The organism is Butyrivibrio sp. AE3009 (assembly GCF_000420845.1).
Lineage (GTDB): Bacteria > Bacillota > Clostridia > Lachnospirales > Lachnospiraceae > Butyrivibrio.
This window is the reverse complement of sequence record NZ_ATVS01000012.1, coordinates 68,110-86,697: the sequence shown is the minus strand read 5'-3', so window position 1 is coordinate 86,697 and position 18,588 is coordinate 68,110. Positions and strand designations below refer to the sequence as shown.

Annotated in this window: 13 protein-coding genes; 2 read left to right on the top strand and 11 right to left on the bottom strand. The window is 37.3% G+C overall.

The annotated features are described in order from the left end of the window. Window positions 1–30 precede the first annotated feature (30 nt). From G588_RS0108470 to G588_RS0108445, 6 genes are all read right to left on the bottom strand, one after another. A complete protein-coding gene (locus G588_RS0108470) occupies window positions 31–600 on the bottom strand; it encodes a hypothetical protein (RefSeq protein ID WP_022778304.1) in 570 nt (189 codons plus the stop codon). After that, window positions 601–3,861 (bottom strand): helicase-related protein, encoded by a 3,261-nt coding sequence (locus G588_RS0108465; RefSeq protein ID WP_022778303.1) that lies wholly within the window; start codon window positions 3,859–3,861, stop codon window positions 601–603. After that, window positions 3,861–4,520 carry a hypothetical protein gene (locus G588_RS0108460; protein ID WP_022778302.1) on the bottom strand — a complete coding sequence of 220 codons (660 nt, stop codon included), beginning with the start codon at window positions 4,518–4,520 and terminating at the stop codon, window positions 3,861–3,863. Before G588_RS0108460 ends, G588_RS0108465 begins: the two co-directional genes overlap by 1 nt. Before the next feature lie 3 nt (window positions 4,521–4,523). Further along, a complete protein-coding gene (locus tag G588_RS0108455) occupies window positions 4,524–6,014 on the bottom strand; it encodes an ATP-binding protein (protein ID WP_022778301.1) in 1,491 nt (496 codons plus the stop codon). 122 nt (window positions 6,015–6,136) lie between these two features. Continuing rightward, window positions 6,137–7,207, bottom strand: coding sequence for a hypothetical protein (locus G588_RS0108450; protein ID WP_022778300.1), 1,071 nt, complete (start codon window positions 7,205–7,207; stop codon window positions 6,137–6,139). A gap of 171 nt (window positions 7,208–7,378) precedes the next feature. Further along, the gene (locus tag G588_RS0108445; protein ID WP_022778299.1) at window positions 7,379–7,759 is read right to left on the bottom strand and encodes a hypothetical protein; all 381 of its coding nucleotides are present in this window, start codon (window positions 7,757–7,759) and stop codon (window positions 7,379–7,381) included. A 261-nt stretch (window positions 7,760–8,020) separates the two neighbouring features. Here G588_RS0108445 and G588_RS0108440 point away from each other — a divergent pair, with 261 nt between their 5' ends. Together G588_RS0108440 and G588_RS0108435 are read left to right on the top strand one after the other, a co-directional pair. Next, window positions 8,021–9,373, top strand: a complete 1,353-nt coding sequence (locus G588_RS0108440; protein ID WP_022778298.1) for a WYL domain-containing protein — start codon at window positions 8,021–8,023, stop codon at window positions 9,371–9,373. After that, window positions 9,360–10,388: a WYL domain-containing protein gene (locus G588_RS0108435; RefSeq protein WP_022778297.1), complete on the top strand. Its 1,029-nt coding sequence runs from the start codon at window positions 9,360–9,362 to the stop codon at window positions 10,386–10,388. The genes G588_RS0108440 and G588_RS0108435 overlap by 14 nt, the downstream gene beginning before the upstream one ends. A 52-nt stretch (window positions 10,389–10,440) precedes the next feature. Here the strand turns inward: G588_RS0108435 and G588_RS0108430 are convergent, their stop codons facing one another. Genes G588_RS0108430 through G588_RS0108410 form a run of 5 tightly spaced genes read right to left on the bottom strand, consistent with a single transcriptional unit; the run spans window position 10,441 to window position 18,582 of the window. Beyond that, complete coding sequence (locus G588_RS0108430; RefSeq protein ID WP_022778296.1) at window positions 10,441–12,123, bottom strand: Swt1 family HEPN domain-containing protein; 1,683 nt, start codon at window positions 12,121–12,123, stop codon at window positions 10,441–10,443. Beyond that, complete coding sequence (locus tag G588_RS0108425) at window positions 12,120–13,820, bottom strand: hypothetical protein (protein WP_022778295.1); 1,701 nt, start codon at window positions 13,818–13,820, stop codon at window positions 12,120–12,122. Before G588_RS0108425 ends, G588_RS0108430 begins: the two co-directional genes overlap by 4 nt. Before the next feature lie 4 nt (window positions 13,821–13,824). After that, a complete protein-coding gene (locus G588_RS0108420; RefSeq protein WP_022778294.1) occupies window positions 13,825–14,943 on the bottom strand; it encodes a DNA/RNA helicase domain-containing protein in 1,119 nt (372 codons plus the stop codon). A 23-nt stretch (window positions 14,944–14,966) separates the two neighbouring features. After that, window positions 14,967–15,188: a YdbC family protein gene (locus tag G588_RS0108415; protein ID WP_022778293.1), complete on the bottom strand. Its 222-nt coding sequence runs from the start codon at window positions 15,186–15,188 to the stop codon at window positions 14,967–14,969. A gap of 49 nt (window positions 15,189–15,237) precedes the next feature. Then, entirely contained in the window at window positions 15,238–18,582 is a 3,345-nt protein-coding gene (locus G588_RS0108410) for a type ISP restriction/modification enzyme (protein ID WP_022778292.1), read from the bottom strand. Between the last annotated feature and the right edge of the window lie 6 nt (window positions 18,583–18,588).

Genomic DNA, 18,588 nt, shown 5'->3' with positions numbered 1-18,588 from the left:
CCTCTCCAAATCAATGACACCTAAAACTCTTCACCCTGGCAAAGTTATATCACGCGGTCTGACTTTCTTTAATTCTTGGTTGATATCATCAGAAGCACTAGTAAGTGGCGTCAACTCACCTATGATCAGTGGAATATCTATCGCTCCATTTAAGCTCATAATCTCATTTTCAAGTTTTTCAAATGACACTATTGCATTAGCATCATTTGGAGAAATGATATCCAATGCTCTTTTATTTGCGGCCATGATTATTGCTAGTTTCATTCCTTCAATCTTACACACCTTCAAAGCGTCCAAGATATCAGATCCCAAGCTCATCTGATGTCTAAAGGTTACTCTGACCCACGTTTTGTCTTTAAAGAAGTAACCCGCATCACCTTCCCAGCCATTATCTATGAACTTTTCTACTAACACTTCATTTAAGTAGCGCTGCATCCCTTTAGGTGCACTCTTCCCCGCCCGGAGTTTATTCTCGCGTTCAGCAGAAAATCTAATAGAAGCCTCTTTCCAAAGATCGTCCCCTATTATGTTTACAGCCTCTGCTGCTTCTTCTGTTAGTTCTGCTTTCACCCATGGCGGTGCCACCAACCTAACTCTCATTTAATCCACCTTCATTCCCCAGACATCGGGACTTTCTTCGCACATGTTTTCAATAGCATATGACAAATCAAGACGTTTTGGATTTGGAAGCATCTGTGGATATCCTTCCAAAGTATCCTCTAAAGTCAGCTCATAGCCTAATAGGCTGTGAATAACCTCTTCATGTTTCAGTATTCTTCTCTCTTCCGCACCAGCCATCTCAAAGCATATTTCATGATTTTCATCATCAGTAATATCCCTTACCTGATTGCTACTGAAATCCGAATAGCGCCAAGGAGATGATTTAAGAGAAATACTCTCCTTCATCCCCGCTTCCGTAGTAAGAGAAACAGTTTTTCCATCTGGCATCTTGAATGTTTTGATTCTGCCTCCATATGTCTGCTCAATATTTTCAAAATTCTTTTCGCACAGCTCAAGAAGAGAATTTCTAATATATTCGCTAGTGGTGACCTTTTCATCAGACCTATTCCACAATTGTTCAAGTGCTTTTATTTGTGAAGAATTACGGATTTCTCTTAACTCTTCAACACCACTTTGCTCATCATCCTCGTCATCGATTACAGCCAAACGTATATTTAAAGCCATAACCTCAGGAAACTCTCCTATGGCAAGGTTAGTCTGATCAAGCCTCTTCTGTATGCGATGGTACATTCTTGCTTCTATGCTGTAAGGATACCAGACATTGAAAACTTTAACCTCATCTGCCATCTGTCCTAATCTAGCTATACGGCCTATTCTTTGTTCAAGTCGAGCCGGGGTCCATGGAACATCAACATTTATAAGCACCGTGGCTGCTTGAAGGTTTAATCCTTCAGATGCAGCATCTGAGCAGAACATCAACTTTAATTTCCCGGAAAAGAGCTCACGTTTTATCTCATTCTTGTCACAATCTACTTTATTACCATGCTTAACTATACATGACGTTTTTCCTGTATATATTCCATATTCGATTTCTGCTGCGTTCTCAACTCTTTTAAATTCAGTTAAAAGCGCCTCAATTGTGTCAGTATATCTAGAAAACAGCAGTACTGGCTCACCCTTACTAAGATACTCACGCGCAAGCTCGATTGATTTGATTACCTTCAAATCTCCGCAGCTTTTCATCAGTTTCTCAGCTTCATTGATAAGGGACGTAAGGGCAGTTGTTTCAATCCCAATAGCTCTTTTTAAATCTTTAAAATCTATTCCGGATTCCTTCTCCTTGCCTATTTCATCCGCATCAGAGTTTAATCTTTCATCTGAGTCAAAGTCATCCAAAGAATCATTAAATGAAATTTCTTTATATAGCAGACTGTTTGCATGTTCATGGATTTCCAAGAAGGCTTTCACCTGATTAATCTTTTCTAATCTACGCTCCAAGCTCTTCATGCATGAATATAATGACGATGCAACTCTCTGCTGATAACTTACTCTTACAAATCCGACCGATTTCTCATCCTCATCATATAATGCTTTTTCGACTAAGAAACATGAATCTGTAAGATAATCATTCACTTTGTTGTAATAGAGCTGTATCGGCATAGAATCATCAATAGAAACTTCGGTGAGATTTCTCTTCGGGAATTTATATCCTACATGTTCAAGAGCTCTTCTTGTGTTTCTAACAGTAAGCAGATGTGCAGGATGCATCTTAACAAATACTTTGTGCAACTCATCCCAGTTATTACTAACATAAGTTCCTATCTCACACTGATCATCAGTGCTGTGGTACATAGATACTAATCCTGAAAGAGCCGCATTTTCCCTGGCAGACAACCTACTACAATCTGGTTTCATTACATCTATGGTCTTCATCAGGAAAGATGCTGCACTATACCCATCTGAAATATCTGCAATCTCGCTGCTAGCGATAAGCCTAAGGGAAGTTCTATACACACGATTTTTCTGCCACAGAGAAGGTAAGCCTAATAATTTAAGCATTGCATGATACTCGTCAGCATCTTTCTGCATAGGAGTAGCTGTGGCTAAGATGAGATGGGGAATCTGCTTTGATACTGATTCAAGAACGTTATACATTCTTGTTTTCCTACTATTGCCGCCAAGATCCTTGCTGATTCTAGCAGCATGTGCTTCATCAACAATCAAAAGGTCTGGAAGAATCGCGTCTGGCGAGTCAAAAACACTCCCCTTTGCCTTAGTCCCTCTAGCATACTGCGCAGACATCAGTATCACATCAGGAGCATTTTTTCCAATAGGGCTACCATAACCGATACTCTTTGTTCTACCATGGACATCAATATACATCCTGTTTCCAGAATCATACAGCCAAGCATTAATCCCAAAGTGCTCACTTAATTCATCCTGCCATTGCTGCAACACTGATTTAGGCGTGAAAATATACGTTTTCTTTATTCCACAGTATTTCATTAAAAATACCATGGTAGCAGCGACTTCAAAAGTTTTACCCAATCCAACTTCGTCTGAAAACATTACTCTGACAGGCCATCTTGAAAGAGCATCAATGACAGCTCTTTCCTGATGCATATATAGAGCCGGAATATCTCCAGAGACAAAGAAATTCGTGAGCATTTTCGAAGATTTCTTAATGATATTGTCACATGCATTATTCTTAAGGTCTGTTAAATGTACAAACTCTTTTCCCAGACCCTCTCTAATCATATCTGCAGTGTCTTCAGAAATATCATAGCAATAAACGTCTTCATCCTCATTGTTCCACAATGATTCAAAAAACTGTTCCTGGGTCTTAATCGCTTCAGGATTTTCCCAGGATTTCACAACTAAGATTTGCTCAAAATTACTTCCTAGGCCGCTCCTCGTCTCATTCGGGCTTCCAATGGCAGCAATAGCATTCTCTTCTTGATCTTTAAAAATCATTGTCTTAGGATGAAAAAGACCTCTTCCTCTAACAGAAGCCGCCTTTACTTCCAGCAGTCCATCCTGAATCATCCACGCGATAGTCGCTAATCTTTCCTTTTCCAACGAATCAGATATGGTTCTAATTCCTATAACTATCTTTTCTCGAATCTCACTTATTTGTTTTTCTAAATACTCTTGTAAAACGGATGCTTCAACTAACTCTTCCGGAAAACTATGGATACCGATGATAAGGCGCATTTTTCCACTTTTATCATATATATCCTGTATTCCCTGTGAAACTGCCAATAAAGATTCCACAGTAAAAAAGCTCGTGACTCTATCATAAGTCAGAGCTTCTTTCATTACGGGAAGAAGAAATGTTTGTAATATAACATTCCCTTTTCCTGCGTAGCTCACATTAATGTCTAAATCTCTAATACTCATCACTCTTTTCCAATCGCATCAAGTATTCTATCGCATGTTTCCTGATCACCATCGATACTATTTCTGGTGATAACGCCTTTATCCGCTAATTCTGTAAGTATCCTTAGTAATATAGGTAATTGCTTGGAAGAAAGAGTTTTCCCCCTCTTCTTTTGTGCAGCAACACTCTTTAAATACTTCTTGTCCCAGTCCGAAAGAGCAGTAAAATCCTCACTCTTTTTCTGCGCAAGCGCTAAGTCTGCACCTGAAAGCATACCAACCTTTTGCTCGGTTGTAGGTCCTGCAACCTCTATCATTTGTTGATATATAAATTCGCTTAGAGCACTATGTACTCTATTTTCTGCAGATTTCTCACGATTCTCTTCCAGCGCATTCAAAGCTTGTTGTATCTCTTCTTCACTAGCATTGGCCAAAAGCTGCCATGTAGTCTTGGGTGGATTGATTTCTCCAATCCTTTCTATCAACTCATCATCTAATGCCCCCAATGCCAATAATGCATCCAATTCAGCTGGAGTTGCATTGATGTACGCTGCAGTTGTCGAAAGATCAAGGCCAGCATCATAAAAAGCACTAGACACCTTTATAATCTTTTGCCCAAGATTATTCTCTTCATCATTCCATATGCTCTTTATCTCTTCCAAGGCTTCAATTTTATCCATGGCTTACCCCTTCATAGTTTCTGTTCTTTTTGTCATCCACTCATTCCGGATTTTTAAAGCTTTAGATGTATCCATATCAAGCTTTTCCACAAGTAATCGATAAATAGCATCAGCTGTGGCAAGAATCCTTTTTACTTCATCGTCAGTCTTTTTCTTCCACAGAGGATGATTCTTAAATAGCAAAACCTGTAATTCAGCTTTATCCTCATCCTCACTCTCACTAAAAATATAGTCAAAAGGCATCTGTACTCCGCCACCATCTTCCTTCTCGATAAAAGTGATTATTATCTCACCTTCATCCTCAAGAACAAGGGAGTTCTCTGTCACTATGTTTTTGATATTTTCATTTATGCTATGTCTCTTGTCTTCACCTTCGCCTTCCTTGGACTTTCCACCAGTCTTAGGATCCGATGTATAATCTTCTTCTTTTACTTCCTCTTCAATCTCATAATCCTCATGTAATTCAGATACAATCTTTTTTAATTCTGCGGGATTATGAATATTCCCCTTTTTACTGATATTGTTTGAAGCAGATACGATTGACTTAAGGTATTCTCTCATATGCGCAGCAACATATTTCCAATCTTCTGACTGCTGAATACCTTGCTTATAAAATGTTGCATCAAGGAAATCCATATTGACTTCGCCAATAATACGGCTCGTCATAAGATGGGCTCTGAACCATGTCTTATCATATTTTTCAACAAGCTGATCATGTCTGTAGATGTTGAAACCATAAAGCCCATCATTATGCGTTTGTGAATCCAACGCCATCCAACCAGTAATATGGTACTTATTGTTTGGGCCAAATAGTTCATCAATCTCTACTCTTGTACCCTTGATAAAGTCGTATTTTTTAGGTACAGCCTCATTTTCTCCAGAATCATCGATAATTGTTATCTTATCGCCTCTCTCAATATGGCTCTTAAAAGCTTCTCCCATATAAGCAAGAACGGCACTAACAGTAATATTCTTATCCTTTAATCTCTCAATCACAAAAGCTGTACCGTGCTCCAGATCACCTAATGGAGAGTCTTCATCACATGGGGAATCCTCTATGACGACATCCCAAGCATCAGATCCGGACGGTCTACTACCGTAATCACTTATGTCAAATTCAGTATGATACTCAGTATCCTCTCCCGCGGGCCTAGTAAAAATCTCATAATACTTTCCCAAAGTAGAACAAGAGGTTTTAAATCCCATTCCGAAGTGGCCTTTTGCACCTTCTCCACGTTCAATATGCCTAGACATATCTTCAGCAATACATACTGCTTTCTCAAGGACCTCTGAAGTCATTCCTTTTCCATTATCAACAACAACAATTTTCTCGTCTCTCATGTCGATAGTGATGTCAAGCTTTTCGTCTTCATATCTTGCATCAAAGCAGTTAGCAACCAACTCTCCGATCGCCTCTTTAGGGCTTTGGTTTGTAGCACCAATAGTCTCCATTAATCTTGGTGATGGATAGTTTTTTACCACTCTCTGTCCCATAATTTATTCCTTTCAATCTGTCATCTCTTAATTGTCCAAGCAAGTCCAATACAATCCAATATAATTATAGCAAAAAGAAGCTTGAATCCTAACTTAATTCTTGGCTGAAAAAGCGATTTTTCTTACAATTCAGATATAAATGCATAATATGATGGTATAGACCACTCATCCATATCACACATGCACTGTTTCCAGAAATAAAGCATGCATATTTTTTCTTCGATACTTTCCGCTTCGTATTCACTTAATCCCAATGTCTTAATGCACTTATTCACCTTCTCTTCATTCAGGCCATAAATATAATAATATGGGTCATATACCCCCATTATCATTCCTGCAATCCTCGGCGTTAATACACTATGCCTAATAGCACCGTTATAATCCTCTGGCTGACTAAGAAGTTCGTAATAAGCCATGCCGATTTCTTGAAAAGACTTTCCTAAGGGGTATAAATCCCTTCTATCTATGATTTCACCATATACATCGCTAATTGTTTTAATAAGTAAAGCGCAATAGTCAGCTTTAAAGCTATCTTCTCCCAGCCTAATAATTCTAGCAAGGCTATAATTATCAACCAGCTCTTTCGTTTTATTCATATACTCATGATAAGCTTTGCTATGATCGTATGATTCTATAGTCTTTTTATGCTTCTTAAAATCTCCAAAGAGGTAATAATGCTCAAGCGCTGGATTTCCTTCTACTTCGTAATAACCACTGTTGATACCATCACACCAAATACTTAAATCAATATCTCCTCTGAGTTTTCGTAAGACGCGTCTATCTCCAGTTGAAGCATTCAAATCTGTCATAAAAGTTCCAACATACTTGTAGTATCCATCGTATCTATCCGATTTTAAAAAAGTAAAACACGGCGTAGCATCTTCAGGTTTTGTTGGCCTTTCTTTTACAGCGGGCTTTATCGTCTCTCCAGGGTTTAAGTACATATACATCTTCTTGCCGTTATCATCTACATAATTCTTCCAATTAACCTCTTTCGACCCTGGCAGCCACTCACCATTCCTTGCTTTTACACGTTCTTTAGGAAACCAAACATAACCACCATAAACTTCCTTAACTGGATCATTGAAATAATGGGTATAATTTCCACCAAAACACTCATTCATGATATCGCTGTTATACTGGAATAATTTATCCTCTGATTCCGAAAGATATCTTAGCCTTCTAACTGACATAACCTACTCCCTTCTCACGGTAGCATTCGATACTTTTAATCAATCATATATCTTCATAATGGCCAGCATTAAAGAAAAAGAAGGAGCACCTATCAAAAACGCTCCTCCCTCCACCATTTTAGTATCATACAGCCTACAATTGTTGTTATTTCGAATATTTTTATAATAGTTTTATAAAGCCATCGCCTTAATGCTGGTTTTCAATGAATGATTAAATCTTAAAACCAGGCAGTCACCTTGAATATCAGCATCGGTAACAATCTGATGTAATGTCTTTTTCCCATCTTTGCCATCCAAGCAAATAGACCAATCATAAATCGAAGATCCATCCAGTTTTCTTTTTATAATATCCCCCAGCATTGTCCTAGTCTCTCCCACAGGGGGCGTGAGTTTGCTCGCTATCTCTTCCGCGTCAATACATACTTCGTACTCGCTTTTTTCCAAATCCAAATCTGCTATTGCCAGGAGAATCACTTTATATGCGAACATATCCGGTTCTGGATATGTATTAACCACTTCAACCCCATTAACTACTTCAACCACTTTAAACATATTTTCTCCAATCTCATTGAACTAATCAAAATGAACTGTCAACTTAAAAGAGGCTATGTTGAAAGGCAACCAATAACAAACACAATTCATAACCACATGAAAAAGAGATAAACATAGCATAGCCTCTCTTAAACTGACAATTCGCTGTTTGCTTTATAAATACATAATACGCATCTTAATTCATATATTTTCCGAATTATATGTTGTAAACGCCTTCGTTCAATAATATGATTATGTATATAAACTATTGAGAGGCTATATATGGAAGAGAAGAGAGATTACCAGAGTGCTGTTTTGGACATATTAAAAAAGCATATAAACGAAGATGTCTCCAGAACAGAAATCATGCAAAAAACCAACATATCAAAATCAAGGCTCAGTGAGGTGCTGCTTTCAATAAAAGCCAACGGGTATGTGATAGTAACTCCGCCAAGAAGCGGAATTGTCAGATTAGAAGAAAAATCTTCATGCGAGGTGCTTTCTCCCATAAAAGACAGTGACATACGCCAGTGGCTTATTCTTTTCCTCCTCTCTAAATATGAAAAACTATCATTTAATGAACTCCTGATAAAAACCATAGCCTTAAGAGACTACAATATTGATCAAATGCGAGTTCTTATTGATTCAGATAACCCTAGCAAGCATTACGATAATGCAAATCTAATAAAGAATCTCCGTAAAAACCTTCTTGATGCAAGTGAAAATGGAGATGTTGCCAAAGATATTGCCTCCGTAACAGTATTAAGACAAGATCTTTCCAAGCTATGTAAAGAAAAGCTGGTTGCATGTGAAAAAGGAAAGCATACTAAGTATCGTCTTTCAAATGCAGCACCTTATATTATCCCCCTGTCCGGAGATAGCTTATATGAATTTTGTCAAAGATATGAAGAATCAGCCTCATCCGCTACAGATTCAGTGCTTTTAAAGCAAACATATGCCAAAATCACAAATCTTATTAATCTTGAAGGCAAGGATTCTGATCAACATCGTTTCGGAAGGATAAATGATATAACACAAGAGCAAATAGACTCTTTTAATATTTTTATTCAAAGCGGTTATAAAAGCAATCTTATCCAGTTAGATTATGAAGCAAGAGGTCGAAAAAACACATACATATTCTCTGTAGGCCTTTTGTTTTATAGTCCAGATACATCTTTTTTCTATGCCCTAGGTAAAAACATCACAACAGGTTATACCACTTCACTACGCCTAGACCGCATGAGTAATGTCACAACCTTAGATGAACCTTCAGACCAATATCATCAACAATGTTATTACAACATTTTAGAAGAGATGTTTTCTGCTGCTTATGAAGATAATGTGTATCATGTAAAGGTTCTATTCCAGAGATTTAGCAATGTACATAAACGTTTCTATGATTTATGCCAAGTAAGAAAAAATGCAATCATCCGTGAAATTGATAATAAGCCAGATGATTGTATTTACGACTACATTTATGAAGATACTATTCGTGGAATCTCAAGTTTCGAAAGGTATCTACGAAGCTTTGGTTTCTCTGTACTAGCATTAGAGCCACCGAAACTAAAGCAAGATATGATTGAAACATACACTAAGATAGCAGCTAATTACGAGGATAACGATGAATTCAAATGATAAGTACAACCTTATAGGCAACATCATATCTTTCATTTATTCCGATGAGTATGATTCAACAATCACAAATATGGCAAGAGATTGCAATGTACCTCTTCCTTACATGCGAAAAACAATCATCGCCATCATTAATAATCATGTTCTCAAGACCTGCCTATACACTAACACCGATATGGACCTAGGTGATGATGAATTATCTTTTTTTGAGAATTACGAAGAAACACCTGATGAAATAAATCATAAGATTCTGAATGGTGATTATGACGATGTCATATGGAATATGAGCATTAGATTATTATCTTCAAATGAAGATGCGATTTTAACTCTAACACACATAGAATATGGTGCACTTAAAACGCTAAAAGAAGACGTTTTATCCATTAAACGGGGATCGTTATATGAAAGAAAGAACACTATCAGCCCGCTTTCCTCAGAGGTAATCAAAAATAAGGCCATTATATCCGATGCTATAGAAGATCATTGTTCTATATCCTTTGCCTATAGTGATAGAAACAATTTCACAGAGACTATTACCTGCTATCCTAATGAGCTCTTCACAAACACAAATGATAACTGGATATACCTTAGGTCCTCAGAAGGCAAACTATATCGTCTTGATAGAATAGTGCAGAACTGTAAGATTATCAGGGATTCTTCACCTATGCCACATGCAAACAAATCTCCAAAGTCAAAATATGCTTGGGGCGCTTATTTCAAGGAAACAGAAAATCCAACACACGTAAAAATAAAAATAGGATCTTCAACTCCAAATATGATTCAGAAAATTGAAAACGATATCGCCTATCGCAAAGCCACTTGCAAATTCTACAAAGAAGGGGACAATTATTATTTTGAAGACGATATCATTGGTATGGGTGATTTTCAACGTTGGGTCAGGAGCTATGGATCCTCGATGATTTATTTGGAACCATCATCCACACGTCAAACAGTTTTAGAGAGAGCACAGCAGACCCTAGATAACTACAGGCTATCAGATAATTGGTCGATTATATAAACCAAAAAGAAGGATACCGCTTTTATGACCCCTGTCACAAAAGCGGTACCCATCAATCTAACTCCATTTTAGAAACTTCTCTGGCATATTTTTCGACTTCTTTACTCTCTGTATTAGCATTTAGAATCACCAAGAATTCTGACATAGTCTGAAGATAACCCACCACTACATCCTTCTGCATAGGTGCAACATTAAAATGAGCAATACCATTTCTGACATCAAACATATCACTCATGCATTGCCATTCAGAATCTGCCAAAAAGATGTATTGCTTAAACAGATTCCAGTTTCTACTGCAAATTCTAAGTAGTGCTGCCAAATCAAACTCTTCAAGAGATGTATAATGTCCATCTTGAGCTCTTAATGCCTGATCATTGCTAAGATTACAGATTACTCTCCGCTCCCACCAATCATTGAAATTCTTCAAATACTTATGTAACCATCTAGCAAGTTTCTTCGCTGTTATATATTCAAAAGTTTTGCATTTTCCTAGTATTACAGCTGCTTTGTAATCAGCAAAAATCTGTGATTCTGCGCCTGTACTGTCAAGCTTTGCTTTGAGACTACGATTTTCTTCAATACTGTTCTTAAGCTGCTCTCCAGTACTTTGTAATTTCTCTTCAGATTCCTTTAAGGCATCCTTTACAGCAGCTATCTGTTCTGTCAACTTGCTCTTTTCATCTTGAGCTACTGCGATTCTTTCTTCTAAAACCTTCTTTTCGCTCGAATCACCACTGGCAGAAACCAGTGCTTGCTCTAATTCCTTTATTTCTTTGCGCTTTTCTTCTAACTCATTATCATATTCAGAAATGTCATTGTTAAATTTCTCAACACTAGCCTGTAATTCTCTGTTCGCCTGTGTTAATTGCTCAACAGTACTTCCAGCCTTCTTTAACTCCTCGTTTTTCTGATCCAATTCAGCTTGCATTTTCTCTAGCTTCTTCAATAGATCCTCATATTTTGTATCCTGGGTTGTCTCTTCAGGTTCTGGAAACAAAGAAATAACAAGAGGACGTTTTACCTCTTCTTGCTTGGCTGGCTCAGTCTTTATCGCTGTGTCAGGTTTTATTTCATTCTTGATTACTTCTTTTATTTCGCTTGAGAAGTTTCCATTTGTTGCATTTACAAAAGTTGTCCACTCTGAAGAATCAGCAAGGCCATATCCAATTGCAGCTTCTTTTATTGCATCCATACCCACTTCTGCTGTAGGATTATCAGATAAGTAAACCACTCCAGCAGCGAGGAACTCTTTAAATATATTTGTCTGCTTTCTCTTCACTTCCAATGAGTTTTCATCATTGCGTGATAAATCAGCCAAGAACATCTTCGGATTTTTCAAATTCCGTTTTATAGCTCTAGTCCTATTTTGCGCGGAAACAAGATCATGGAATACCCAATCAGGAGCATTATCATCCAATTCCAAAACTGAATTTAGACAATTCAATGTCAGTTCGTATCTCCCTAAAAGAGAATAAACCCCAGCCAATTTCTTGATTACGTCAAGATAGTATTCCTGATTCAGTCTGTATGTAAGACCATATTTCAACGAATTGTTTAAAATACTAGAAAGCAACGTGGGATTAAAATCATCCTTATCATATTCTGAAATACATTTTGCTCCCCAATAGTAATCCTCCCAACTTGTACTGGAAGGATTATCATATAATTCTTTTTTTACGACAGCTATATCAGCCTCACTAGGTGTATTGCTGTAAATACCTTCATATTTATTCATTTGCTTATCTTCCTACACCATTCCTGGACATTGTCTGTATTCTTTTTGAAAAACTTTTTATAACGGTCTTTATCTGCTAAATATCTCTTAAATCCCTCTATATTAAAGTCTTCTTTTGCTGTCTTTACAGCTTTTTCAACTTTCTTACCAAAGTCCTTGGCATCCTTTTTATGAGTGATTTCATACTGCTCAATGACCTTTTCTCCGACTTTGACCACGATACTGATAGGCTCTTTCAAAGAATACACATCCTGCTCAGGGATTGGATCATCTTTCATGCTCTTGCTCATAACAGAATAGATTTTTTCTAATAAAGCCGCATCATTACAGTCTATAAGAAGCTTTTGAGAAGACTCGATATCATACCATTCATTCTTAAATGGCTTTATTCCATATACAGCCTCATCTGATAACGTGCCTTTCATAAATGGAGTTTCAGCAGCATTGCCCGGAACAGGAACCAGATAATCATTAGATATCAGTTTCATGACTTTCGTCTCTATCTGATGCTCTAACGCTCTATTGGATTTATTTCCTCTGTCCACTTCATACATCCCATTTAGGAGTCCAAATAGAATATATGCGTATCTTCGCTCGTTCTGGCTAAGCTTTGAGCTTGCACGTTTAAGGAAATCTGAATTATCCTGCTGGTCCATGAAAAGCATAAATGCTCTGAGCACATCATGTGGTCCAATGTTCTTAAGCGCCTCATCTGGATCCATGTTTGATGTCAGATATGTTTTTATCGTTTTCAAAGCTCCAGCGACAGTTGTTGTGCTATCGCCAGCAGCCTCAATACATTTTCCGCCTATTTCAGTAAAAACATCTTCGGTTATCTTTCCTCTGGTCTCTGTCAAAGAAAGAATAATATCCGCAATAACTCTAAACAAATTTTTATCTATGTCACTACTATTCTCATCAAGGACCTTATCTCTAGCATTTTCAAAATCAGAATAAGAGTCCCCATATATATTCTTTACACAATCACGGAGCTTATCATTGTTATCCAAGAAGTTTATTAGCTCAGCATCAACATTTGTCTTTAAACATCCAATACTCCAATCACCAGTTGCCTCTATGCCATAATATGCTGCAGCTTTTACACGCAAGCGGTCAATCACACTTCTCCGAACAGCCTTCTTTTCATCTTCACTGACACTTACATCAGCTTTTTCAGACAAGCTTCTGATAACCTCAGGAGTTATCCTTTCATCAACCCCTTCGTCACTCCAGATATAATACAAATCTTCTGGGAACCATAAATCCAAAGATGATTTTTTAAATGACAATTTCTGATCTTCATTATCAAAGATAATCTTGCTGAGATACGTAATTGGCACCTCTCCACATATAAATGCACCAAAACATGCCTCATCAGCAAAGGCATCCGCAACGCTCTTTTTCTCGGACAAAGAGTAAATTCCGTCCGCACTCATAAGCGTTAAGTATGCAGGAATCTTACTAGCATTTTCATCAAAAACCACTTCCAATGCCACCGGATAATATGAACTTGAAACTCCATATATCCCTACTTGTTCAGATAGTCTCTTTTTAGACGCAAATATAAAATCATCACTCATAAACGATGCTGTATCACTCTTAAAATCCGCTGTCATAACAGCCTTTGAGACAATATCGTTATTTATCAATACATGGTATGCCTGATTATTACTACAGTAGATGTAAAGTTTTTCCATCGGCTCACTCCCAACTTAATAGATCTCTATGTCCATCTATTCTGGAGAAGAAATCAATAAACTTAGCAGATGCATGTTCCTTAAAATAGAATCCGTACAATTTCTGTGAAGCTCTGGTTGTCGCAACGTAAAGAATATTGTTATCCACCTTGGAATCTCCACTTGAATTAATGCATTCTGGTCTTGGCAAAAGAACTGCATCAAATTCCAGCCCCTTCATGGTGTTATATGACAAGATATATACTCCAGGCTCGTCAAAATCAATCGTGTTATGATCTTTTGACTTTGCCTTAAACATGAACACATCTGTATCATCCAACTCATTTCTCAATTCTTCGTAAGTGGCGTTAAGGCTCTTATTGTTTACAAATACTCCAATATAGTTCAGGCCATAGTTTCTCTTAATAACCTGCACCATCTTACTCGTAAGCTGTGTCGCATTAGCATGACCATAATCAGAACACTTAATCATGGACGGCTTTGTGGTATCTTGGTTAACAGTGTCGGAATCCGCCTCCGGATTAAACACCTTTGCGAAATCATAAATCCCTTTAGGATTCCTAAAATTATTCCATAGAGCATATGCTGTCTTTACACCCAAAACCTCTGCAACATCCATTGCATCAGTATATCTGTCCATAATAGACTGCTTCTCATCCATAAAGCATGTTACGCCTTTGGAAATAAGCATCAGTGACTCAATAAGCTCAAGCGGAACATCCTGAGCTTCGTCAACTATCACTTGATCAAACTTCTTTCCAAGCCTTCCAAAAGCCTTCTTTATAACTGGCCAATCATAAGTAAATGCGCCATCAGTTTGCGGGCATGTTGTTCCAACCTCTTCTTTATAAAACTTTGAAATCCAAGACTGCCATGTACTAACCTGTGCATCTATATCTAACGATTCCACGGCTGACTTAATGTACATCATAAGTGGCCTGTTATATACAAGCATCAATACATCTTTTCCAGCATTAGACATGTCAGAAGCCCTATAAATCGCAATTACAGACTTTCCTGTACCTGGAGCCCCTGTAACCAAATGGTTCTTATCAAGAGGCAGGTTAACAATTACTCTCTGCTCATCTGTCAAATCTGAATATCTTGGTAACTTAAATCCCATCTCTACACCACCTTAAGCATTATTTATTCAAATATACCTTTAAGCATCTCATAAAGGGAACGTGCCTCATCGTCCGTTAAAGTCACTCCCTTGCCCATTTTTTCATGCTCTGGGCTCCAATCGCGAAGATCATACTTTGCAGCCCCACCATTCCAAGAAACCTTGTTAAACTCCTTAGTCCAGCCTCTGGAGCCTTCAGATAAAACTCCTATTTCCTCTTCTATTTCAAACTTTATATCTGACATAATATCTCCTTATTTATTATCTAAGTTTATTTTTTCACATACAATCCAACTAAAAAACTATTGTTGTATCTATTTCATCCATTATTTCCATAGTTCGAACTATAGCATATATGTTTTCTTTGTAGTTAAGCACATCTTCTTCCAAAAGCACTGTACCTTTTCGATCTTTTAACCATTTTTGAAGCGGTTGATTTCCTCCTATTACATACTCCCATGCATCATTCAAATTACCAGTTCGAACAGTAAAATACTGAGTTTTGTTAATGTAAATTCTTCCATTTATCAACTTGTATTTTTCTACCAAACCTTCTCCTTCTCCACAAAAATCAGCAAACATATTATTCATTTTGCCCTCTTTTGTATGAAGCAATCTTAATTCCTTTCCAAATGACGCAAGAGTCCAAAAATAATCACTGTCAGAAGGGTATGGAATTTTCGGATAGTCAATTTTCAAATCATCTTTAAATGCATTTCTATACTTATGCGAATACAGGATTGCATAAACATAATCAATCACATCTATTGGAGAAAACGAATTACTATCATTGCTTTTTTCTTGACAAAAGATTAATCCAGTCCTATTTGCTATAGCATCTATGATATCCTTTCTTAGATTAGAGACTCTATTTGAATTATCTAATATATTCTTCTTATACAGGTATAACGGTGATACCAAAACACCGCCCCTCCTAAATATATTCTCATCAATTGGATATCTAGAAACAGTAGCTAAGCACCACTCTATATCTCCTACCGCCAATCCTTGTCTTCCAACCCCGAAAACATAATTGTCTTTATTTGCTACCTGTTCTGCTAACAAACTCCGCGGCCGATCCATAAAGGCTTCATCCAGATAGCACCACCTACAATCAAGTATCCTATATTGGCATTTAGTTATTTTTCGCGCAATTTCTTCTACACTTTCCTCTTTTATCTTTGCTCGAGCCTTGTGAACAGTCCAGCTTCCCGTATCACTTAACTTATACTTTTCTTTTATAGCGTCATCGTTAAGAGTCTCTTCCCTCATATCATCAATTCTTTCTTTAATAGATTCTTCATCAAACGATACCGCAAAAAAGTCTCTATGTGTCTTTACTCCAGCTACAGATTCAATAAATAAATCTGCCACGTTAAATGAACCATTCTTATCAACGGTAGTTTCTTTTGTAGGTTTAAAGACATAAAAGTCCGGTTTACATTTCACTTCATCCCACTTAACATCGTAAAACAAGGTATTATTAAGAAATTGATATTTTAAATCCCGTGCTCCATACAAGTCATAAAAATGAATTTTAGCCAGCGATCCGTTCTTCATAGAATTCTTTTTTATGAGAAATAACAAACATACACCCTGTTGAATATCAAAAACATTCTCATCTTTACTTCCATCCTCAGCAACTTCTTTCTTCTTTACATTTCCATGTAGATCAATAATATATATATCTGTGAAAGCTGCAGCCAATTGCCATCTCATTCCTCTGAAAGTGGGATTATCAATAAAACCATGCGGACATATGAACCCCATCACTCCATTGTTAGTTTTTTCAATAATAGATTGCGATAAACGAATAAACTTCACATAATCATCATTTATATACTTGGGATTTTTTTCTTTTAATCTCTCATTGCCCCCTGGTTCCCGCTTGTAAAGCTCTAGCATACTTGAAATCCATTCACCATTATTCGCGCTTTTCCCCGCATAAGGTGGATTACCTATAATAACATTTATACCATTATTCTTCTTAACAGAATTAGCTGCTATGGATTCACTAGCTAGCGGATCATCAAACAACGTCAACTGACCATCCGAATTACCTGGTTCCTCTAGCGAATTTGATAAATACACGTTTAATCTTTCATTGCTATCAAACGTATATCCAGTATCCTTAAGGACCATCGCAAGCTTCATATGCGCTACTGCATAAGGAGCCATCATTAGCTCAAAACCATTCACTCGCGGCAAAAGATACTTAGGGACATACTCATTCCACGCTTTTTTTAATTCATTTTCATCAAGATTACTATTATTCTCTTTAAAATCATCATATATTTGAAGTATTGTTTGACGTAAAAATGTCCCCGTACCTGTAGATGGATCTAGTATTTGAATCGCCGGAACATCCTTAATATCTTCCACCTGTGTTCTGAAAAAGCCATCCACCCTCTTCTTACTATCTCGTAAAAATTTTATTTTTTTTGTTTCTGTGGAAGCAAGTCCATCTCTGACTGCAAATTCTTTTTTTATTATCGCATCAACTGCTTTCACTATAAAGTTCACTACAGGCTGTGGAGTGTAATACACTCCCCTCTGTACTTTCTGATTCTTATCATAAGCAGTCAAGAACTCCTCATAAAAATGGATTACAGGATCCTCCTTTCCTCCACCAGTCTGTCTGTTAAAATCTTGAATAATAGCATCCGTTTTAGTATGCAGAAGTAAATCAACCACATTTCCAATTTCTAGTTCGTCATATGAAAGTTTGCCATTATTCTGTGCTCCAAGGCACTCTTTCATGAGACTTTTCAAAAAGGGATTAGTATTAGGAATGCATTCTACCGCTTCAGCTGCACTAAAGTCATCCTGAGACTCATCCATACACCTTGCAGAGAAAAGTCCATAAACCACTGTCTGTGCGTACATATCTGCAAACTGCACTTCTGTCATGTCATGAATCAAAGTATCCTTAAATTTTCCGTATAGCTGATGAACATAACCATTATCAGTTTCAACTTCCAACGTTTCCAAAATACGGTCTCTTATGCCCCTTGCTTCAACAGCAAGCTGTAATGTCAAAGTGGATGCATCATGAATTATCTGTCGATAACCAGTCGAAAACGCATTGGACCAATCATCGTGCCATTTTTGTACATCTTGTACATCTAAAGGCCATGCAAGATTTTTTAACCGGGCCTCAAATTGCCTGATTTGCATAGTATCCTCAATAGCAGGAGCGCAATATATCATTTTTATCTGAGGAAGCCCCTTTTCCTTATCTTCAAAATGAGCTATTCCTATAGTTCTATTTGAATTTTCTCCCCAAAAGCATAAAAAGAGTAAGTCTTTCTGATTCCATACTGCATGATCTGCAGAATTCCTTTTTTTTGGAATCAACCCGGACAATACCTTCCTGAGCGCAGTGACCTCAAACTTTTTACTGTCAAACTCAATACTAAAGATACCCCACTTCTGTCCATCAACTAATGGCTGCAACTGACGTAGAGTTTTTATTTTTGCAAAAGCCTCCTCTTTTAGTCCGAGATCTTTCGCCTCAAAATCATATGAGATGTCTTCTATATCTTCAAAGTCATCCTCATCGATCTGCCAATCTAAGACTTTTGAAAAATAAGTAATAAGTCTATTTATCGTTCCGATGCTTCTTATATCTTCGCTCATCGTATT